The sequence below is a fragment of the Aliirhizobium smilacinae genome, assembly GCF_006335145.1.
Lineage (GTDB): Bacteria > Pseudomonadota > Alphaproteobacteria > Rhizobiales > Rhizobiaceae > Neorhizobium > Neorhizobium smilacinae.
Window position 1 is genome coordinate 129,110 of sequence record NZ_VDMN01000007.1, and the last position, 19,625, is coordinate 148,734.

At 59.4% G+C, this 19,625-nt stretch carries 18 protein-coding genes and 1 pseudogene; 9 read left to right on the forward strand and 10 right to left on the reverse strand.

Translation table 11 applies throughout. The features are described from left to right. The first annotated feature begins 2 nt into the window (after positions 1–2). Positions 3–1,853, forward strand: a complete 1,851-nt coding sequence (locus FHP24_RS23940; protein ID WP_139678767.1) for an FUSC family protein — start codon at positions 3–5, stop codon at positions 1,851–1,853. A 12-nt stretch (positions 1,854–1,865) separates the two neighbouring features. On the opposite strand, the gene rlmN is transcribed toward FHP24_RS23940, so the two are convergent. Both rlmN and FHP24_RS23950 read right to left on the reverse strand, forming a co-directional pair. After that, a complete protein-coding gene (gene rlmN / locus FHP24_RS23945; RefSeq protein WP_139678768.1) occupies positions 1,866–3,110 on the reverse strand; it encodes a 23S rRNA (adenine(2503)-C(2))-methyltransferase RlmN in 1,245 nt (414 codons plus the stop codon). Between the two features lie 217 nt (positions 3,111–3,327). Continuing rightward, entirely contained in the window at positions 3,328–3,837 is a 510-nt protein-coding gene (locus FHP24_RS23950; RefSeq protein ID WP_139678769.1) for an invasion associated locus B family protein, read from the reverse strand. A gap of 252 nt (positions 3,838–4,089) precedes the next feature. Here FHP24_RS23950 and FHP24_RS23955 point away from each other — a divergent pair. Then, positions 4,090–4,649: pseudogene (locus FHP24_RS23955) on the forward strand (sigma-70 family RNA polymerase sigma factor). A 6-nt stretch (positions 4,650–4,655) separates the two neighbouring features. Here FHP24_RS23955 and FHP24_RS23960 read toward each other — a convergent pair. The 4 genes from FHP24_RS23960 to FHP24_RS23975 all read right to left on the reverse strand — a co-directional run bounded on the left by FHP24_RS23960 (position 4,656) and on the right by FHP24_RS23975 (position 6,753). Next, entirely contained in the window at positions 4,656–5,048 is a 393-nt protein-coding gene (locus FHP24_RS23960; RefSeq protein WP_139678770.1) for a YkvA family protein, read from the reverse strand. 64 nt (positions 5,049–5,112) lie between these two features. Further along, a complete protein-coding gene (locus tag FHP24_RS23965; protein WP_139678771.1) occupies positions 5,113–5,415 on the reverse strand; it encodes a 4a-hydroxytetrahydrobiopterin dehydratase in 303 nt (100 codons plus the stop codon). 30 nt (positions 5,416–5,445) lie between these two features. Continuing rightward, positions 5,446–6,033 (reverse strand): RNA 2',3'-cyclic phosphodiesterase, encoded by a 588-nt coding sequence (gene thpR / locus FHP24_RS23970; protein WP_139678772.1) that lies wholly within the window; start codon positions 6,031–6,033, stop codon positions 5,446–5,448. Between the two features lie 69 nt (positions 6,034–6,102). After that, the gene (locus tag FHP24_RS23975) at positions 6,103–6,753 is read right to left on the reverse strand and encodes an arylesterase (protein ID WP_139678773.1); all 651 of its coding nucleotides are present in this window, start codon (positions 6,751–6,753) and stop codon (positions 6,103–6,105) included. Between the two features lie 51 nt (positions 6,754–6,804). Between FHP24_RS23975 and FHP24_RS23980 the strand changes: the two genes are divergently transcribed. The 4 genes from FHP24_RS23980 to FHP24_RS23995 all read left to right on the forward strand — a co-directional run bounded on the left by FHP24_RS23980 (position 6,805) and on the right by FHP24_RS23995 (position 11,724). Then, entirely contained in the window at positions 6,805–7,536 is a 732-nt protein-coding gene (locus FHP24_RS23980) for an ABC transporter ATP-binding protein (protein WP_394344667.1), read from the forward strand. After that, entirely contained in the window at positions 7,533–10,076 is a 2,544-nt protein-coding gene (locus FHP24_RS23985) for an ABC transporter permease (protein ID WP_139678775.1), read from the forward strand. Before FHP24_RS23980 ends, FHP24_RS23985 begins: the two co-directional genes overlap by 4 nt. A 229-nt stretch (positions 10,077–10,305) precedes the next feature. Beyond that, positions 10,306–11,043 carry a Bax inhibitor-1/YccA family protein gene (locus FHP24_RS23990; RefSeq protein WP_139678776.1) on the forward strand — a complete coding sequence of 246 codons (738 nt, stop codon included), beginning with the start codon at positions 10,306–10,308 and terminating at the stop codon, positions 11,041–11,043. Between the two features lie 123 nt (positions 11,044–11,166). Beyond that, on the forward strand, positions 11,167–11,724 hold the full coding sequence (locus FHP24_RS23995; protein WP_139678777.1) for a GNAT family N-acetyltransferase: 558 nt from the start codon (positions 11,167–11,169) through the stop codon (positions 11,722–11,724). Between the two features lie 19 nt (positions 11,725–11,743). Here FHP24_RS23995 and FHP24_RS24000 read toward each other — a convergent pair whose 3' ends face one another. The 4 genes from FHP24_RS24000 to acnA all read right to left on the reverse strand — a co-directional run bounded on the left by FHP24_RS24000 (position 11,744) and on the right by acnA (position 16,963). After that, on the reverse strand, positions 11,744–12,133 hold the full coding sequence (locus tag FHP24_RS24000; RefSeq protein WP_139678922.1) for a DUF2794 domain-containing protein: 390 nt from the start codon (positions 12,131–12,133) through the stop codon (positions 11,744–11,746). Between the two features lie 302 nt (positions 12,134–12,435). Continuing rightward, positions 12,436–13,185, reverse strand: coding sequence for a DUF1223 domain-containing protein (locus FHP24_RS24005; protein WP_139678778.1), 750 nt, complete (start codon positions 13,183–13,185; stop codon positions 12,436–12,438). A 184-nt stretch (positions 13,186–13,369) separates the two neighbouring features. Continuing rightward, the gene (locus FHP24_RS24010; protein ID WP_210237869.1) at positions 13,370–14,107 is read right to left on the reverse strand and encodes a sulfite exporter TauE/SafE family protein; all 738 of its coding nucleotides are present in this window, start codon (positions 14,105–14,107) and stop codon (positions 13,370–13,372) included. A gap of 162 nt (positions 14,108–14,269) precedes the next feature. Further along, a complete protein-coding gene (gene acnA / locus FHP24_RS24015; protein ID WP_139678779.1) occupies positions 14,270–16,963 on the reverse strand; it encodes an aconitate hydratase AcnA in 2,694 nt (897 codons plus the stop codon). A 272-nt stretch (positions 16,964–17,235) separates the two neighbouring features. Between acnA and ccmA the strand changes: the two genes are divergently transcribed. From ccmA to FHP24_RS24035, 3 genes are all read left to right on the forward strand, one after another. Beyond that, complete coding sequence (ccmA, locus tag FHP24_RS24020; RefSeq protein WP_139678924.1) at positions 17,236–17,880, forward strand: heme ABC exporter ATP-binding protein CcmA; 645 nt, start codon at positions 17,236–17,238, stop codon at positions 17,878–17,880. Positions 17,881–18,151: 271 nt separating this feature from the next. After that, the gene (ccmB, locus tag FHP24_RS24030; protein WP_139678780.1) at positions 18,152–18,811 is read left to right on the forward strand and encodes a heme exporter protein CcmB; all 660 of its coding nucleotides are present in this window, start codon (positions 18,152–18,154) and stop codon (positions 18,809–18,811) included. Positions 18,812–18,854: 43 nt separating this feature from the next. Continuing rightward, positions 18,855–19,625 (forward strand): heme ABC transporter permease, encoded by a 771-nt coding sequence (locus tag FHP24_RS24035; RefSeq protein ID WP_139678781.1) that lies wholly within the window; start codon positions 18,855–18,857, stop codon positions 19,623–19,625.

Here is a 19,625-nt window from a genome sequence, read left to right on the forward strand (position 1 = left end):
AAATGTTCTCCGCCCTTATCGACATCGATCCGGCCCGGCTGCGTGTCACTGCCCGCACGGCGATCGCCTCATGCCTGGCGCTGGGTATCGGCATTCTCATTGGGCTGGATCATCCTCAATGGGCGGCGATGACCGTCTGGATCACCGCACTGCCGACACGGGGTCAAAGGCTCGAACGCAGCCTTGCCCGCGTTGCCGGCACGATCGCCGGTGCGCTGGCCGGTGTCGGTCTGATGGCTCTCTCGGGAAACTATCCCGCCGGCATCATCATCGGACTGACGCTCTGGCTGGGGCTGTGTGCAGGGATCGGAAATCTGCTCACTGGCCCCGCGTCCTATATCAGCCTTCTCGCCGGATATTCCGCTGCGATGGTTGCACTCCTCGGATACGGCCACGACACGTCGCTCTGGATGCTCGCCGTCGATCGGGTTGCAACGATCTGTCTCGGCGGTGCAGTGGGCACGATCGTCGCTCTGGTCTTTTCCCCCAAAACCCAGCCGGTCGACATCTCCCGGCGCATACAAACCGTCATGCACGCCTGCCTCGACCATATCGCCGCCGGCGGGACCGACAGGGCAGAACGGGCGCGCCTGATCAGGGAGATCGCCGCGCTGGACGAAAACCTCGATCTAGCCTCGGCCGGTTCGCTTCGCGTCCGCCGGCAGGCTCGCGACATCCGCAGCCTGTTCTCCGCCCTGACCGAATTGCTGCTGGATACACCGCTGTCACGCGATCGCAGTCCTGTAGCGCATGAGGGCAAGGGAGACTTGCTAACAAGGCTGAACCAACTGGCAAGCCAGATGGAGGCGGATTGTCCGCAGCGCGCCGCTCTGTTGAAGGCTTTGGTGCCGCTTTGGCAGCGTGCGAACCAAACAGCGGAAGCGATCGGGCCTGTACCGGAGCGCCACGCGCCCATCCCCCTGCATCGTGACTGGATATGCGCCCGTTATGCGGCGCTGAGATCGATGAGCGCAGTCGCGGCAACCGGGCTGGTGTGGATCGCAACCGGCTGGTCGCTCGGTCCCTACATGGTCATGGGTGCAGCCATCATGACCTCGGTCTTTTCCACCTTCCCGAACCCCGGCCTGCAGATGCGCTGGGTCGTGGGAGGCTCCTTGAGCGGCGCTTCAGCCGCGGTCTTGGCCCATGTCTTCATCATGCCGATGGCAAGCAGCACCGGCGCCGCGGTCCTGCTCACCATGCCTCTCATGCTTTTCGGCATGGTCGTCATGGCGCATCGCCGCGTCGGATTGGCCGGCATGGAATACAATCTCATCTATCTGCTAATGATGAACCCCAACCTGCCAGCCGATCCCCAGGTTGGCCACGCGCTTCTGCAAGCCTTCGCCGTGTTGATGGGACCTGTCAGTGCCTATCTCGCCTTTGTCGCACTTCCCGTCGATGCCCGCCGACGGCTGGATTTCGTCATCCGGCTGATGGTGCATGAGCTGACGGCCATGGCCAAAGGGGCATTCGACAGTCCGGGCCGCCATCGGCATTGGCGCCTGCGCCTCTATCATCGCCTCGTCATGCTGGTTCGCTGGGGCGAACGAAACGGATATGGCGGGGATTTTGCCACTGATGGCGGCATGGGCACGTTGCAGCTCGGAAACAGCCTGCATGTCATCCGCGAAATGATGGCGGAGGGAGTGGTCGATGCTCGTTCAAAACGGGCGCTCCGCGCCACGTTATTGAGCGTAGCCTATCTGCCGCGGAAACCGGAACGTGTCGAAAAAGCCTTGAGGAGAGCGGCAAGAAACCTGCAATCAGCCTACCCGGAAAATGCCGCTAGGCTGGATGAGACGGCCGCTCTTGTTGCGGCCAATCAGGATTTCTTCCGCCGGGCCGGCTGAACTAGGACAGGCTCAGTCGTCGTCCTCACCATGGCCGGCGATCATCATCGCTTCGAAGGCAAGCCGCTCGGTCTTGCGCATCCGTTCGGATTCCGACTTCAGCTGGCCGCAAGCAGCGAGAATGTCACGGCCACGCGGCGTTCGGATCGGTGAGGCATAACCCGCCGCGTTGATGAAATCGGCAAATTTTTCGATCGTCGCCCAGTCGGAGCACTGATAGTTGGTGCCCGGCCACGGGTTAAAGGGAATGAGATTGATCTTCGCCGGGATGCCCTTCAACAGCTGCACCAGCAGCTTGGCATCTTCCAGGCTGTCGTTGACATCCTTCAGCATCACATATTCGAAGGTGATGCGGCGGGCATTCGACAAGCTCGGATATGCGCGGCAAGCGTCGAGCAGATCTTTCAGCGGATACTTCTTGTTGATCGGCACCAGCATGTCGCGCAATTCGTCGCGCACCGCATGCAGCGAGATTGCCAGCATCACGCCGATCTCTTCACCGGTCCTGTAGATTTCCGGAACGACGCCCGAGGTCGACAGCGTCACGCGGCGTTTCGACAGCGACAGGCCATCGCCGTCGGTCGCGATCAGAAGCGCGGTCTTGACGGCTTCGAAATTGTAGAGCGGCTCGCCCATGCCCATCATCACGATATTGGTAACCTTACGGTCGCCGGTCGGCACGAAACCGCCGGGTGGCGTATCCGCACCCGGAAAATCGCCGAGGCGTTCGCGGGCAAGCAGCAGCTGCGAGAGGATTTCCTCCGCCGTCAGGTTACGCACCAGCATCTGCGTTCCGGTATGACAGAACGAACAGGTCAGCGTGCAGCCGACTTGGCTGGAAATGCACAGCGTGCCGCGGCCCTCTTCCGGAATGTAGACGGTCTCGATCTCGACCGGGCGGCCGGCACCGCGCGACGGAAAGCGCAGCAGCCACTTGCGAGTACCATCGTTGGAAATCTGTTCCTCGACGATTTCGGGACGCGAAATGGTGAAATGCTGCTTCAGCATTTCACGCATATCCTTGGCGACATTGGTCATCGCGTCGAAATCGGAAACGCCGCGGATATAGAGCCAGTGCCAGAGCTGGTTGACGCGCATGCGCAACTGCTTTTCAGGCACGCCCTTTTCATGCAGGGCTTTTGCCATCTGCGCCCGGCTCAGGCCGATCAGCGATGGCTTGGATGTGAAAAGATCCGGATTGGCGACCAACGGCTTCTTGGCGACGGCGTTGGGTGCAATGGCGTCTGCGACTGACATATTCTATCCCGTTCAAACACATGACCATCGCCACCGCGGTTCGGCGGAAGGGCTGGGGCATGTCTGTTCGTGAAACCTGTTTCGGCCGTGGCAACATCAGGCCCGACCATGTTGAGCGGGCCTTTACCATCAAAATGGGGCCAAGTCACGCTGTCTTCAACAAACACGAAAGGCCGGCTCATCGAACCGGCCTCCGTCAGAACATGCAACGCGATGCTTACTTGCAGGTTTCGATCTGCTTCAGTGCCGCCGAAATGCCCTGCAGCGAATAGGCGTAGGACGTCTTGGTGCCGCGGCCGGAAACGGCGCTGACGCTCATGTTGTGGCCGGTCTTCATCGCGTTGACGAGCGCCGGCTCTTCAGCGGCGTTCTCGACCCAGGCGGCCTTTTCCTTGGTGAACATGGTGAAATTCTTGTTGTCGATGGTGACGGTCACCTTCGAATTTGCCTGCAGCGGATAACCGACCATTGCCTGCGGTTCATAGGAAACGCTCTGGCCCGGACGCTGGGAAACGATGAAGAAGATGTCGCCGTGATCGACGCTTGCGGGTTCCTTGGTCGTCGGAACCGAAAGGACGTAGCAGACCGTGCTGTTGCCGGACTTGTAGGAATATGCACCCCATGCCTTGAACTGCTGGATGCGGGTCGGCGTTTGAGCCGAGGCGATGCCTGCGCTTACGAAGGTAAGAGCAAGGGCGAGTGCGAGTGCGACTGTACGTGCGGACATGGTTTCCTGCCGGGTTTGTTATACGTAACGCTTCAACGTCGATGGTGAATGAAGCGGGCCATGATCTGGTTCATTTTGACTTAATTCTGGTTACCAATCCGTCAACATCGGAACTGGTTGCGCGCTCGCTGGGACGCGCTGTCAATGACACAAGGAATAGGGCAACAGTTTGTCCTCTTCCAAACTCCCGCAATGACATTAGTATGGCAGCATAGATGCGAATCTAGGTTTTGAAAGAATTGCGTAGTTTGGATGCAGGGTGACGATCGGGACTACTTTGCGCGTTTGACCATGGCTGTTGCCGTGGAGCGTGATCAGGTGGCCTTTGGCCTGCTCTTCGATCATTTTGCTCCCCGGCTCAAATCCTGGTTGACGGGCCAGCGTATGCCTGTCGATGAAGCGGAGGAGCTTGTGCAGGAGGTCATGACCATCCTCTGGCACCGCGCTTCGTTATACGACCCACAAAAATCATCACTGTCCACCTGGCTGTTTCGCATTGCGCGCAACCGGCGCCTCGATGCGCAGCGCCGTGCCAAGGGAAGGATGCGTTCGGCGAGGCGCAGTGGCAGATGATGGAAATACAGGCGACCGATTCCCTCGTCGAGCACAAAGAGCGTGACGCGCGCGTGCGTCACGCTTTGAGCCGAATACCCGGCGAACAGATGGAACTGGTGAAAGCCGCTTTTTTCTTGGGACAGACTCACTCGGAGATTGCACAGGCGACCGGCCTGCCCCTTGGCACGGTAAAATCCCGGATCCGCCTTGCCTTCCAGCACCTGCGACGTGCCCTGGAAGATCCGGCCGCGCCATAATACCGGTTACGCCGGAGCTTTTCCGACATCGGGATTGTCAGTCAGCATCTGATCCGCCGCATCATAGTGGCGATCGGCGATATGGCCCTGAACCATCCTCAGCGCCGCAGCGAGCACGGCAACGTCATCTGTAAATCCGACCATGACGAACATATCCGGGATCAGATCAAAAGGCAGGACGAAATACGCGAGTGCCGCCAGAAGCACGCCGCGAACCCTGGTCGGCGTCTTCGGATCGACGGCGCAATAATAAGCAGCCACCAGGTCGCGGCTGAACGGCACGAATTTGACCGCCCGCTTCAGCGTCGGCCAGAATTTCGCACGAACCTGCTTTTCGCGACGATCCTGGGTATAGTCGTCACCGGGCAAGAGAATTTCACCGATCTTTACGTCGTCCATGAGCGCTCCGTTGGAGACCTTCATCGATTTCATCATGCCCCATATGGGGATCGACAATGGTGTTTCAAAGGCGGCGCGCCCAGGCTTCATCCATCAGTGCGGCGAGCCTGAAGTCGCGGTCGGTCAGCTGTTTCCTTGCATGTGTCGTCAGCTTTACCTCGACACGGGAATAGCTGTTGCTCCAGTCCGGGTGATGATCGAGCTTTTCCGCAGCCAATGCGCATTCGGTCATGAAACCGAACGCCTCTGCAAATGACCGGAATTTGAACGACTTGCGGATAAAGAGACCATCCGCAGAAAGCTCCCAACCCTCCAGCTTGGCCAGCTCCTTGCCGACCTCATCCGGTTCCAACAATTCGTAGGTCATGGGCGTTTAGCCCCTTGAGAACAGCTCCCGTCAGAAATAGCTCTTGGCCGTTTCCGCGTCACTATATTCGTAAGCGAAATTGTCATCCCTCAAGGAAAAAATTTCTTCCGTCACATAAGGCCCGCCGCCGACGGATTCCTTTGATGACATCAGAACAAATCGCGAGACGTTGAAAGCCGTGGTGTGGAAATTGCCGCGACCCGAGAGATAATGCACCACGTCGTCGAGACGGCAGTGCTTGAGCCGTGCAAGTGTCACATGCGGCATGAACTTGCGCGGGTCGGGTGGCAGTGCGATCCGCTGGCATATCCGCTCGATCTCGCCCTGTAGCGCCAGCATGTCGGCAGACATGGAAACACCGGCCCAGATAGAATGCGGCTTCTTCGATCCGAATGAGCCGATCCCGGTCAGCTGCGCCTGAAATTCGGGCCGGTCGATCCGGTCCAGCCGATCGACGATCTCGTCGGCAGTGCGGTTATCGACATCGCCGATGAAGCGCAGGGTGATGTGGTAATTCTCGACGTCGATCCATCGCGCGCCCGGTATTCCGCCCCGAAGAAGGGACAGGCTTAAGGCAACATTGCGCGGGACTTCGAGGGCGGTGAAAAGTCTCGGCATACGCAGAACCTCCTCGAATCTCTAGCAGATATCAATAGCGGAACACGCAATCCGGTTCCGTGCAAGTTGTTATTTTGTGGCCGAACCGATCTCCCCTAAAAATGATTCCACCATGGGAAGAGTGCGCTCCACCATCACGGCCAAGCCCCGGGCATTTGGATGCATCCCGTCTTCCAGCTGCATTCCCGGCACGGTCGTGACCCCGTCGAGGAAGAAAGGATAGAGTGGAACCGCATATTTTTCGGCCAGTCTCTTGTAGATCGGGTTGAACTTTTCCGCATAGTCGCCGCCCATATTCGGCGGCGCCAGGATCCCCACCAGCAGCACCGGAATCCCGCGCTCCTTCAACCGCATCAGCATCGCATCGAGGTTCTTTTCCGACTGCTCCGGCGCGATACCGCGCAGTGCGTCGTTGGCACCGAGCTCGAGAATGACGCCGTCCGTCCCATCGGCGACCGACCAGTCGATGCGGGAAAGCCCGCCGGACGTCGTGTCGCCCGAAACGCCGGCATTGGTGATCGTCACGTTACGTCCCTTGGCCTTCAACGCCGCTTCAAGTTGGGCCGTGTAGGATTCCGAGGGTGCGAGCTGATATCCCGCCATCAGGCTGTCGCCGAAGCCGACCAGATTGATCGCTTTATCCTGCGCTTTTGCCGAAGCTGAGCCGGCGAAAAGCGCAACCATGACGATGAAGTGAAGAAGGCTTGCTTTAAAACTCAACTCACGTCTCCTAGATTTCCACAACGGCGCTGCAGCATTGACCGGCGCACCATGGATATAGGGTTATTCGCTTTGACTGAAACCGTTATCGATCTCAAAAATGCCGACCTGACCCTCGGAAGCGCCGCAGCCTCCGTCCATGTGCTGAAAGGCATCGACCTGACCATCAAAGCCGGTGAGGCCGTCGGCATCATCGGGCCCTCCGGTTCCGGCAAGTCGACCCTCTTGATGGTTTTGGCGGGGCTCGAACGGCTGGATAGCGGCGAGATCTTCATCAAGGGTGAGCCCCTTCACAGCTTTTCAGAGGACGTGCTGGCGGAATTCCGTGGCCGCAACATCGGCATCGTCTTCCAGTCCTTCCACCTGATCGCCAACATGACCGCGCTGGAAAATGTTGCCGTTCCGCTCGAGCTTGCAGGCAATTCGGAAGCCTTCGATATTGCAAGACGCGAACTGACGGCGGTCGGGCTCGGCGAACGGCTCAACCACTATCCGGGCCAGCTTTCCGGTGGCGAACAGCAGCGCGTGGCGATCGCCCGCGCACTCGCCCCCTCGCCGGCCCTGCTGATTGCCGATGAGCCGACCGGCAATCTCGATACCGAAACCGGCCGGCAGATCGCCGATCTTCTTTTTGCCAAACAGGCCGAACGCGGCACGACGCTGCTGCTGGTCACCCATGACAACAGCCTTGCTGCCCGTTGCTCGCGGCAGATCCGCGTCAGATCAGGAGAAATCGTCGAGGACAGCGCCGACCGGCCGATCGGTCAGGCGGTGCCGGCATGAGCGCGGCTACGGCCCGCATGTCCATCGCCTTCCGCCTGGCGCTTCGCGAGATGCGCGGCGGCCTCGGCGGCTTCTACATCTTCCTCGCCTGCATCGCGCTTGGAACGGGCGCGATAGCGACCGTCAACTCGGTTTCGACGGCGATCACCGGCGCAATCGCCAATCAGGGACAGGCGCTGCTCGCAGGCGATGTTCGTTTCGAACTCAACAATCGCGAAGCCAGCGAAAGCGAACGCGCATTTCTAAATGGCCTTGGTGAAGTCAGTGTCTCGACCGGCCTGCGGTCGATGGCGCGCAAGCCGGACGGCTCCAGCCAGGCGCTGGTCGAGGTCAAGGGGGTCGATGGCGCCTATCCGCTTTACGGGCAGATGCAGACCGAACCGCAGCAGCCGATCAATCAGCTTCTGGCCCAACAGGGCAACGGATTTGGAGCGGTCGCCGCACCGCTGCTTCTGGAGCGGATGGGCCTTTCGGTCGGCGATGAAATCCTTCTCGGAAACACCCGCCTTGTCCTCAAGGGCACGATCGCCAACGAACCCGATGCCCTTTCCGATGGTTTCGGTTTTGCACCGCGTCTGATGATCAGCCGGGAGGCGCTCACCGCGTCCGGATTGATCACCATCGGCAGCCTTGTCGAACATTCCTACAAGATCCGCCTCGAAAACCCGTCGACACGGGCGTCCATCGTCACAAGAGCAAACAGTGATTTTCCCGATGCCGGCTGGTCGGTGCGCACCAGCGACCGCGCAGCGCCTTCGCTCGCCGAAAACATCGACCGTTTCTCGCAATTCCTCACGCTCGTTGGCCTCACCGCACTGATCGTCGGTGGCGTCGGTATCGCCAATGCGGTCCGCGCCTTCCTCGACGCCAAACGGACGACTATCGCCACGTTCAAATGCCTCGGCGCCCCGGCCTCGGTCGTGACGATGATCTACCTTTTCCAGATTATGCTTCTGGCCGCGATCGGAATTCTCATCGGCCTTATCATCGGCGCCATCTCGCCCTTCATCGCTTTCCGTTATCTTGAAGGCGTGCTTCCTATTCCCGAGCAGACGACCATTTATGCCAGCGCGCTGGCGATTGCGGCCGCCTTCGGTCTTCTCGTCACCTTCGCCTTCGCCATCCTGCCGCTCGGCCATGCGCGGGAAGTCCCTGCGACGGCACTGTTCCGCGAACAGGGTTTCGAGGCACGGCGCCTGCCGTCATGGCCTTATCTCCTCGCAGCCGGCGCGGCACTCGCCTTGCTCGCGGCACTTGCCGTATTCTGGGCCGACGATAGGCGCATCGCCTCCGTCTTCCTCGTCGCGGTTGCAGGCGCATTTCTCCTGCTGCGGGTCGTGGCTGCCGGTATTACTGCGCTTGCCCGCAAAAGCCCTCGTGTAAACTCACCGGCCCTGCGCCTCGCGATCGGCAATATTCACCGCCCCGGAGCGCTCACGCCCTCCGTCGTGCTGTCGCTCGGGCTCGGCCTTGCACTTCTCGTGACGCTGGCGCTGATCGACGGCAACATGCGCAACCAGCTGACCGGTAGGATCACCCAAGGCGCACCGAATTTCTTCTTCGTCGATGTCCAGAGCGCCGAAGTCGACGGCTTCCGGCAGTTATTGAAGACCCAGGCTCCCGAAGGCAAGGTCTTCGAAGTGCCGATGCTGCGCGGACGCATCCTCGCATTCAACGGGCAGGACGTCAGCCAGATGAACGTGCCGCCGGAAGGCCGCTGGGTTCTGCGCGGCGATCGCGGCATCACCTACGCGAAAAACAAACCGGAAAGCTCGACGCTGACCGCAGGCGAATGGTGGCCGGCGGATTATGACGGCGAACCGCTCGTTTCCTTTTCCGCAGAAGAGGCGGGCGAGCTCAACCTGAAACTCGGCGATACCGTCACCGTCAACGTGCTCGGCCGCAATATCGCCGCCAAGATCGCCAGCTTCCGCAATGTCGAATGGGAATCGTTGTCGATCAACTTTGTCATGGTCTTTTCGCCAAACACGTTCCGCGGCGCACCTCATGCCTGGCTGGCGACCTTGACCGATCCTTCCGCCTCGGCGGCCAAGGAAGCAGAGATCCTGCGCACCGTGACAACCGCCTACCCGACGATCACCAGCGTCCGGGTCAAGGATGCGATCGATCTCGTCGATCAGCTGGTCGGCCAGCTTGCAACCGCCATCCGTGCGGCAGCGGCAGTGGCGCTCGTTGCCTCGGTTCTGGTCCTGGCCGGTGCGCTTGCGGCCGGAAACCGGGCACGAACCCATGATGCGGTCGTCCTGAAAACGCTCGGCGGTACCCGCAGCATGCTGATGCGCGCCTTCGGTTACGAATACTTGATCCTGGGCGCGGCGACGGCAGTCTTCGCGCTTCTCGCCGGCGGCATATCCGCATGGTTCGTCGTTTCCCGCATCATGCGCATGCCATCGTCCTTTCTGCCCGATGTCGCAGCGTTTACCCTCTTGATTTCACTCGTTTTGACGGTCGGGATCGGTCTTTTGGGCACCTGGCGCATCCTCGGACAGAAAGCGGCTCCGGTCCTGCGCGAGCTTTGATCGACCAAAAGTTGCAAAACGCATATATAGGCGATCAAATTCCCGTCAGAATGTCCCAGAGGTTGCTAAATTACGCTTCCTGCTGATCTTTTCCCAAGGCGTGCCCCTTGTATGCAAAGCGATCTGGCATCATATTCGCCTATAGGCTTGCTGGAGCTCCGCAGCGGCGCCTGGGACTGATATAAAAGTGCCCGACACCGTAGTAATTCCGGAGCTTAAAGAGGAAACAATGGCTGACTTCAACAACTACCAGAACCGAATGGCGCAGTCCCGCGCCCAATCCGGTGAGATGATCGATGCAGGCCTTCGTGCCTACATGCTGAAGGTTTATAACCTGATGGCTCTCGGTCTGGCGATCACCGGTCTGGCAGCTTACGGCACCTACGCTTTCGCGGTTTCCAACCCGGCTGTTGCGCAGGCGCTTTACGGCGGTCCGCTCAAGTGGGTGATCATGCTGGCGCCGCTGGCAATGGTCTTCTTCCTGAGCTTCCGCATCAACTCGATGAGCGTACCTGCCGCGCAGACAGCCTTTTGGGTCTATGCCGCGCTGATGGGCCTGTCGCTGTCGTCGATCTTCCTGGTCTTCACCGGCCAGAGCATCGTCCAGACGTTCTTCGTCACCGCCGCTTCGTTCGGCGCCCTGTCGCTTTACGGCTACACGACGAAGAAGAGCCTGTCCGGCCTCGGCTCGTTCCTGATCATGGGTCTTTTCGGCCTGATCATCGCGTCGATCGTCAACATCTTCCTGCAGTCGTCCGCAATGGGCTTCGCGATCTCCGCCATCGGCGTGCTGATCTTCGCTGGCCTGACAGCCTATGACACGCAGAAGATCAAGGAAATGTACTGGGAAGGCAATGATTCCACCACGACCGGCCGCATGGCGATCATGGGTGCGTTGACGCTTTACCTCGACTTCATCAACCTCTTCACCTTCCTGTTGCAGTTCATGGGCAACCGCAACAACTAAACGGAAGTGTGATACCTACGAAGAAGGCGTCTCTCGGGACGCCTTTTTTATTGCCTTGTTTTTGGCGCAAGCCTAGGCTGAAGCCAAATCCCTTAAATCCAACATCCATTTCGCTCCTCCGCCATGACATTTTCCATTCGTAATGCCACCGCGGCCGATCTGCCGGCCATCACCGAGATTTATCGTGACAGTGTTTTGAATGGCACCGCAAGTTACGAAATCACGCCCCCTGACCTTGCTGAGATGGACAGTCGCCAGTCGGGCATTGTCGACAAGGGTTATCCCTATATCGTGGCAGAGGCGGAAGACGGCACCCTTCTCGGTTATGCTTATGCCTCGGCATTTCGGACCCGCCCCGCTTATCGATGGCTGGTGGAGGATTCGATTTATCTCGCGCCGGAAGCACGTGGACGTGGTGTCGGCAAGGCACTGTTAAGGGAGCTGTTGGTCCGCTGCGAAGCCTTGGGATTTCGCCAGATGGTGGCCGTCATTGGCGGCGCCAGCCCCGCTTCGGTTGCCGTTCACAAAACACTCGGCTTCGAGCTCACCGGCACTCTCAAAGGCACCGGCTTCAAACACGGGAAATGGCTGGATACCGTCCTGATGCAGATCGCACTCGGCGAAGGTACGGAAACCGAACCTGATCTTGAGGCTTATCCCGGAACGCTGTTTGCCGGATGATGAGAGGGTGGGTAACCCCTCAGTCGATCAGCTTCAAGGCCTTGTCGAAAACCTTCAGCACCTGCTTCAACTCCTGGCCTCGCTTCAAAATCATCCCGTTGGTGTTAATGACGGAATAGGCGCCCTGTTTGGCGGCAAGCTTTGGATTTTTTTCGATACGGAAAAGCGGCAATTCACCGGATCGCTTGAAGACCGAAAACACTGCGCGATCCTTCAGGTGATCGATCGCGTAGTCTTTCCATTCTCCTTCTCCGACCATGCGGCCGTAAATCCAGAGGATAGCGTCCAGCTCGCGCCGGTGAAACGTTACCGGAGCGGGATCGAGACTTTGCTTGTATTCACTGAGACTGACGACAACGGCCGCATCCTGCGGTCCTGCGCGCGCTGGCAAATCAGACTGATCAGCCATCAAAGCTCCAAATCTTATATGTCGTTGGCATGACAGTGTGCCCGAGCCGCGCAAAAATGCAAGCCGTAGGAAATCACCCTCTACAGAGACGATCGGCACGACAGATTTTTTCGTCTGCCTAAATTCGGACAAAACAGCGCCTAAATCGCCATCCATGTTGTGGATGTTGGTTGGCGCGTTTAGCGCCATTGGCCCGGTCAGGTGCATTGACCCTTACCCCCAGCCCCCCAATGTTTCCGGGCCGGGCCATCAGCCAACAATCTCCTGAAAAAACCAGAAGACGTCCTGACAAAAATGTCAGCTCAGTCTTTTTTGCGGCCCGCCATCAGAACTGTGGCGCCGATGATCGAGGCCGGCTCACCGCCCGAACCAGAGGTCTGCAGAAGGATGGCGCATCCATCCTTCTTGGTCTTGCCCAGCGCCTTGCCGGGCAGTTTCAGCGTCATCTTCTGGCCATTCCACATGCCCACCGACTGCACGTCGTAAACGGCATGCCAGTATTCCATGTTCTTGCCGCTGTTTTCGCCCTTGGTCACGTCCACCTGCTGATGCCTGGTGAAATAGGCCACAACCACATCGGCCTGTCCCTGCCCTTCACCGATCTCGATCTCGATCTCGTCACCATGCATGGTGGCTGCGACAGGAACCGTCAGGCCCTGACCTGCCTTCTGCAGACCATCAACCTTGCCGTTGATCATCGCCTGATCGGTGCCCTTCACATGCTCCCGGCCATTGATGATCGCCTGAGGCGTATAGACGCCACTGCGTCCCATCGTCTTGGCATAGCCATATTGCCGCTCGGTATTTTCCTTGGAAGACAAGGTATCGGTCCAGCCGAGATAGTTCCAGTAATCCACATGGTAGGAAAGCACCACCAGATCACCTTGGGCAACCAGCTGCGACAGCGTGTTGTCGGCCGGTGGACAGGAGGCGCAGCCCTGCGAGGTGAAGAGTTCGACGACGCCCTTTGGCGACCGCACCTCTCCGGCCGATGCGACACTGCCGACGAGCAGGCTCGCAAGGACGATAAGGGCACGCAAGGCAAACGGCATGGACGGCAAACCTTTTGTCAGGGCAATCGCAGGAAGCGCTTGCCATTGGCAGGGAAGAACAAATCTCTGGGCTGGCGGAAAGTAACCATCCACAATTTCAAGAGAAAGTCACGATGGGGTGAGAACAGAAATGTGATCGATATTCGCCTTTTGGTTGAAAATCGAATCCCACGCTTGATCATCGTCACATAAGCTTGAGTATGCCTTGAGCGAGATAGACGGCCCCGACACCGGTAACGACCCAGCGGGTCCAGGCGCGGAAATTGGCATCCGTCATCTTCTGCAGGATACCGTTGCCGGCACGTGCGCCGAGAATGGCGATAGGTGCGGCAATCAGCACCGCGATAGCGTCTACCGACGGCAGTTGCGAGGCTGCATCCCAGTAGAAGGCAATCTTTGCCAGGTGTGACAACGTCTGGATCGATGCCTTGGTGGCAATGATCTTGCGGCGGTCCATCTGCGTGCGGATAAAGAAGATATCAACCGTCGGACCGGCAACGCCGACGCTGATCGTCATCGCGCCGGAAAGAAGCCCCGCCAGAAACGCGTGCGACGGACGCGAGGCATCAAGCTGCAGCCGATTGACCGGCAGCCAGACAAGGATCGGCATCAGGCCGACCCCGATCAGCACCACCATCAGGCTCGGCGTATAATTGGTCAGGAACAGGATGACGGCCGACAGTGCCACCCCGGAGCACAGGATGGAAAGGATCCTCCAGTCGATATAGGCCCGCGAAAACCAGGCGCGCGACCCGTTCGACACCATCTGGATGACGCCCTGGATTGCGATCGCGGTGCCGACGGGATAGAGAAAGAGTAGCACCCAGAGGAGGATCAGGCCACCGGCCATGCCGAAAATGCCGGACAGAAGCGACGTCAGGAATACGGTGACGGCCATGCCGATGAAAATGATGAGGGACACGCGGTAGGAACCTTGGAGATGCGATGAGAAAGCGAAAACGCCCACCACCCTCATTCCCGTCCTAGGGCTTGTTCCGGGGATTGGCACAGGAATGAGGGAGATTTTGGCACCCTCGCGGGCAAGAAACCACCCGCCGGAAAACCCGGCGGGTGGCTGATGTCGTTAAGCCACGAGATCCCGCAGAACCGTTTGCAAAATGCCGCCGTTGTTCATGTAGATGACCTCGTCGAGCGTATCGATGCGGCAGAGGATGTTGATTTCCTTCACCGTGCCGTCGCCATAGGTGATCTTGGCGGTTTTCCATTCGCGCGGCTTGATGTCGCCTTCGAGACCGAGGATCTCGACGACCTCGTCACCCTTGAGATCGAGCGAAGCCCAGGTCGTGCCTTCCTCGAAGACGAAGGGAACGACGCCCATGCCGACCAGGTTCGAGCGGTGGATACGCTCGAAGGACTGGGCGATGACGGCCTTGACGCCAAGCAGGTTGGTGCCCTTGGCAGCCCAGTCGCGCGACGAACCATTGCCGTATTCGACACCGGCGAAGATGACCAGAGGCACACCCTCTTCCTTGTACTTCATTGCCGCATCGTAGATCGACATCTCTTCCTTCGACGGATAGTGGATCGTGTAGCCACCTTCCTTGCCGTTCGGACCGAGCATGTGATTGCGAATGCGGATATTGGCGAACGTTCCGCGCATCATCACTTCATGGTTACCGCGACGCGTACCGTACTGGTTGAAGTCGGCAACGGCGACGCCGTTTTCCGTGAGGTAGGCACCGGCAGGCGATGCCGCCTTGATCGAACCGGCAGGGGAAATGTGGTCGGTAGTGATCTTGTCGCCGAAGAGACCGAGGACGCAGGCGCCCTTGATGTTCTTCAGGCCCGAACCGGTCTTGCCCATGCCGACGAAATAAGGAGGGTTCTGCACATAGGTCGACTTGTCGTCCCACGCATAGGTCTCGCCATCCGGGATCTGCACGGCCTGCCAGTTTTCATCGCCCTTGAACACATCCGCATACTTGCTCTCGAACAGTTCACGGGTGACGTATTTCTGGATGAACTCCTGCACTTCGGCAGAGGTCGGCCAGACGTCCTTGAGGAAGACCGGCTGGTCATCGCTGCCGATCCCGAGCGGTTCCGTCGTCAAATCCTTCTGCACCGTGCCAGCCAACGCATAAGCGACGACGAGCGGCGGTGAAGCGAGATAATTGGCCTGGACGTCCGGCGAGATACGGCCTTCGAAATTACGGTTGCCCGACAGCACGCCCGAAACGATCAGGCCCTTGTCGTTGATCGTCTTGGAGATCGGCGCCGGCAACGGGCCGGAATTGCCGATACAGGTCGTGCAACCGAAACCGACGAGGTTGAAGCCGAGTGCATCGAGCGAATCCTGCAGGCCGGACTTGGCGAGATATTCGCCGACCACCTGGGACCCTGGTGCAAGCGAGGTCTTCACCCACGGAGCGGTTTTCAGACCCTTGGCGACTGCGTTGCGGGCAAGAAGGCCGGCAGCGATCAGCACGCTCGGGTTGGATGTGTTGGTGCAAGAGGTGATGGCGGCAATCGCCACGTCGCCATGGCCGAGATCGAAATCGGTGCCTTCGACCGCATAACGGTTATCGAGCTGGCCCGGCTTCTTGTAGTCGCTTTCCATCGAACCGGCGAAACCGGAAGCGATACCCTCGAGCGGAATGCGGCCTTCTGGTCGCTTCGGGCCGGCCATGGACGGCACGACGTCGCTCAAGTCGAGCTCCAGCGTGTCGGTGAACACGAGGTCGGCGCCATCGCTATCGCGCCACATGCCTTGAGCCTTGGAATAGGCTTCGACGAGCGCAATACGCTCCTTGGTGCGGCCGGACATGTTGAGATAGTTGACGGTTTCGGCATCGACGGGGAAAAAGCCGCAGGTCGCGCCGTATTCCGGGCCCATATTGCCGATCGTTGCGCGGTCGGCGACCGGCATATTGTCCATGCCCGGGCCAAAGAACTCGACGAATTTGGAAACGACGCCCTTCTTGCGCAGCATCTGCACGACGGTCAGCACCAGGTCGGTCGCGGTGACGCCTTCCTTCAGCTTGCCGGTCAGCTTGAAGCCGATGACTTCAGGCAGAAGCATCGAGACCGGCTGGCCGAGCATCGAGGCTTCCGCTTCGATACCGCCCACACCCCAGCCGAGCACGCCGAGACCGTTGATCATCGTAGTGTGCGAATCGGTGCCAACGCAGGTATCCGGATAGGCGGTTGTTTCGCCGTCTTCCTCGTTGGTCCACACCGTCTGGCCGAGATATTCGAAATTCACCTGATGACAGATGCCCGTGCCGGGCGGCACCACGCGAAAATTCTTGAACGCCTGCTGGCCCCATTTGAGGAAGCGGTAACGTTCGCCGTTGCGCTGGTATTCCAGCTCCACATTGCGGGCAAAGGCGGTCGGCGTGCCAAATTCGTCGACGATGACCGAGTGGTCGATGACGAGATCGACGGGCACCAGCGGATTGATCTTTTCAGGATCGCCGCCGAGCGCCTTGATACCGTCGCGCATCGCGGCAAGATCGACCACCGCCGGAACGCCGGTAAAATCCTGCATCAGGACACGAGCAGGGCGATAGGCGATTTCAGCCTCGGTCAGGCCCTTGTTGTTGAGCCAGTCGGCAACAGACAGGATCTGTTCCTTGGTGACGGACTGTCCGTCTTCGAAGCGCAGCAGGTTTTCCAGCAGCACCTTCATCGAGAAGGGCAGCTTCGAAACCCCGGCGAGACCGTTCGCTTCGGCCTTCGGAAGGCTGTAATAGACATAGTCCTTACCACCTACGGTAAGGACGGAGCGACATTGAAAGCTGTCGATAGATTTGGTCACGGAAAATAACCCCGCTGATATCAAGAGCCAACACGCGCGTGCGGACGCCTATGCACTTTAGAGATGCACTATAGGATGCGGGTGCGACCATTTCCGCTGTCCGCACGAGAAGATTTTTATCTTCAGGTCCGGCGCTGAGTGGAAATCACGCCGGCCGCTGGCGTGGTTGCTATGTATATAGATAGTTTCTAAGAACCTTCCAGACACTTTGTCGCAGCGGGCAAAAGATTTTTTGCGGCTAGATGATTGAGAACTTAAACAAGGTTTCCGTGATGCGGCTGACGGCCGAAAACTTGAGCGCCAGGCGCGGTGAAGACCTGATTTTCAAGGACATTTCCTTCACTCTCGGTGCCGGCGAAAGCCTCGTCCTGACCGGCCGCAACGGCTCCGGCAAATCAACGCTGCTGCGCACGGTGGCAGGATTGCTGCGTCCCGAGACCGGTCGGGTGGCGTGGACATCCGATGGCGCAGAGGCTGGAATGCGCGCCGCGGAAGCCTGTCATTATCTGGGTCACCGCAACGCGATGAAGGCCGAGTTGTCCGTCTCCGAGAACCTCGCTTTCTGGAAAGACTGCTTTGGCGACTTTTCTGGCGGACGCGGCATCTCGGTCGGCGAGGCAGCGGAATCCGTTGGCCTCGGCGGCATCACCCACCTGCCTTTCGGTTATCTTTCCGCCGGCCAGCAACGCCGCATGGCGTTTGCAAAACTCCTCGTCGCCTGGCGCCCGGTCTGGATACTGGATGAGCCCACCGCGGCGCTGGATGTAAATGCCGAAAGCGTCTTTACGACCTTGATAGAGAACCATCTCGCAGCCGGCGGCATCCTGCTTGCCGCCACGCACCAGCCTCTCGGACTGCAGAATGCGCAGGAACTGAAAATGACGGGGTTCGCAGGGGTGATGGAGAATGTGTGGTGATCAATCTCCCTTATCCGCTCGCCACTGCAGCCCCCCTCTGCCCTGCCGGGCATCTCCCCCACAAGGGGGGAGATCACAAGCCGACTGACCATCGCTTCTCCAAAAAACTTGCGCGCTGCAGAAAAGCCAATGTTGTTTGTGGAGCGTGCTCCCAGCCGATCTCCCCCCTTGTGGGGGAGATGCCCGGCAGGGCAGAGGGGGGTAGCTCCACTCACCAAGGCGGCAATTCTCCAAGCACGGCCAGTGCTTTGATCCGCAAAGGCCAGCCGCAATGACCGCCCTCCTCCTCCGTGACCTGAAACTCTCGATCCGTTCCGGCGGCGGCGCATTGATCGGTGTGCTGTTCTTCATGACGGTCGTCGCCGTCATTCCCTTCGGCGTTGGCCCCGATCTCAATCTTCTGTCGCGCATCGGCCCGGCGATCGTCTGGATCGGCGCGCTTTTATCCGCCCTGCTCGGCCTCGACCGGATGTTCCAGACCGATCGCGAGGATGGCTCTCTCGACCTGCTTTTGATGCAGGAACATCCGCTCGTCCTGACGGTACTGATCAAATGCCTGGCCCACTGGCTGGGCAACGGCCTGCCGCTGGTCATCGCCTCGCCGCTACTCGGTCTGTTCATGAATATGAGCGAAGTGGCGATCGGCGCGACCATGCTGACGCTGTTGGTCGGCACGCCGGCGCTCACATTCATCGGCGCGGTGGGTGCAGCCGTCGCCGTTGCCCTGCCGCGCGGCGGCCTGCTCGTCTCGATCCTTGTCCTGCCGCTGGCAATCCCGGTTCTGATCTTCGGAGTGAGCGCATCCTATGCGGCAGTCGAGGATCCCGCCCCCTTTATGCCGCCTTTTCTGATATTGGTGGCCATCACGATGTTTTTTGCGGTGATCGGTCCAATCGGCGCTGCGCTCGCTTTGCGAAACACGGCGGATTGATTAGAATCATTCTTGATCCCGCGCTATCCGGTTAGAAAGTACAATGCCCGAAAGTCTCGCCATCACGAAATTCTCCGATCTGGCCAACCCGACGCGGTTTCTAGGCCTCGCGGCACGCATCCTGCCCTGGATGGCAGGTATTACCGCGATCCTGTTCGCGCTAGGGCTTTATCTGACCTTCTCCAGCGAAGGCGATTACCAGCAGGGCATGACGGTGCGCATCATGTATGTGCACGTACCTGCCGCCTGGCTGTCGATGATGTGTTATTCGGTCATGGCCGTATCGGCGATCGGCACGCTCGTCTGGCGCCATCCGCTGGCCGATGTGTCCCACAAGACAGCCGCCCCTATCGGCGCAGCCTTCACCCTGATCGCACTCGCCACCGGCTCGCTCTGGGGCAAGCCGATGTGGGGCACGTGGTGGGTCTGGGATGCCCGGCTGACCTCCGTCTTCGTGCTGTTCCTGATGTATCTCGGCCTGATCGCGCTCAACCGCGCCATGGACGATCCGGGCAAGGCCGCCCGCGTTTCCGCCGTGCTGATCCTCGTCGGCTTCGTCAACATTCCGATCATCAAGTTTTCGGTCGACTGGTGGAATACGCTGCACCAGCCGGCAAGTGTGATCCGCGTGGACGGCCCGACGATCGACAAGGAATTTCTCTGGCCGCTGCTGATCATGGCGATCGCCTTCACGCTTCTGTTTTTCACCCTGCATATCGCGGCGATGCGAAACGAGATCTGGCGCCGCCGCGTTTCCGCCCAGCGCCGTATGGCCGCCCGCATGGCCGGCCAGACCCCGGCAAAGGAGGCGTAA

What these genes read in the sequence shown, in the direction of transcription:
- FHP24_RS24005 (WP_139678778.1), bottom strand. Translation starts at nt 13,185, where the DNA reads ATGCCGTTTGCCTTGCGTGCCCTTATCGTCCTTGCGAGCCTGCTCGTC.
- FHP24_RS23950 (WP_139678769.1), bottom strand. Translation starts at nt 3,837, where the DNA reads ATGTCCGCACGTACAGTCGCACTCGCACTCGCCCTTGCTCTTACCTTC.
- FHP24_RS23990 (WP_139678776.1), top strand. Translation starts at nt 10,306, where the DNA reads ATGGCTGACTTCAACAACTACCAGAACCGAATGGCGCAGTCCCGCGCC.
- ccmA (WP_139678924.1), top strand. Translation starts at nt 17,236, where the DNA reads ATGCGGCTGACGGCCGAAAACTTGAGCGCCAGGCGCGGTGAAGACCTG.
- FHP24_RS23985 (WP_139678775.1), top strand. Translation starts at nt 7,533, where the DNA reads ATGAGCGCGGCTACGGCCCGCATGTCCATCGCCTTCCGCCTGGCGCTT.
- FHP24_RS24000 (WP_139678922.1), bottom strand. Translation starts at nt 12,133, where the DNA reads ATGGCTGATCAGTCTGATTTGCCAGCGCGCGCAGGACCGCAGGATGCG.
- FHP24_RS24035 (WP_139678781.1), top strand. Translation starts at nt 18,855, where the DNA reads ATGCCCGAAAGTCTCGCCATCACGAAATTCTCCGATCTGGCCAACCCG.
- FHP24_RS23995 (WP_139678777.1), top strand. Translation starts at nt 11,167, where the DNA reads ATGACATTTTCCATTCGTAATGCCACCGCGGCCGATCTGCCGGCCATC.
- FHP24_RS23965 (WP_139678771.1), bottom strand. Translation starts at nt 5,415, where the DNA reads ATGACCTACGAATTGTTGGAACCGGATGAGGTCGGCAAGGAGCTGGCC.
- FHP24_RS23940 (WP_139678767.1), top strand. Translation starts at nt 3, where the DNA reads ATGTTCTCCGCCCTTATCGACATCGATCCGGCCCGGCTGCGTGTCACT.
- thpR (WP_139678772.1), bottom strand. Translation starts at nt 6,033, where the DNA reads ATGCCGAGACTTTTCACCGCCCTCGAAGTCCCGCGCAATGTTGCCTTA.
- FHP24_RS23960 (WP_139678770.1), bottom strand. Translation starts at nt 5,048, where the DNA reads ATGGACGACGTAAAGATCGGTGAAATTCTCTTGCCCGGTGACGACTAT.
- FHP24_RS23980 (WP_394344667.1), top strand. Translation starts at nt 6,805, where the DNA reads ATGGATATAGGGTTATTCGCTTTGACTGAAACCGTTATCGATCTCAAA.
- ccmB (WP_139678780.1), top strand. Translation starts at nt 18,152, where the DNA reads ATGACCGCCCTCCTCCTCCGTGACCTGAAACTCTCGATCCGTTCCGGC.
- rlmN (WP_139678768.1), bottom strand. Translation starts at nt 3,110, where the DNA reads ATGTCAGTCGCAGACGCCATTGCACCCAACGCCGTCGCCAAGAAGCCG.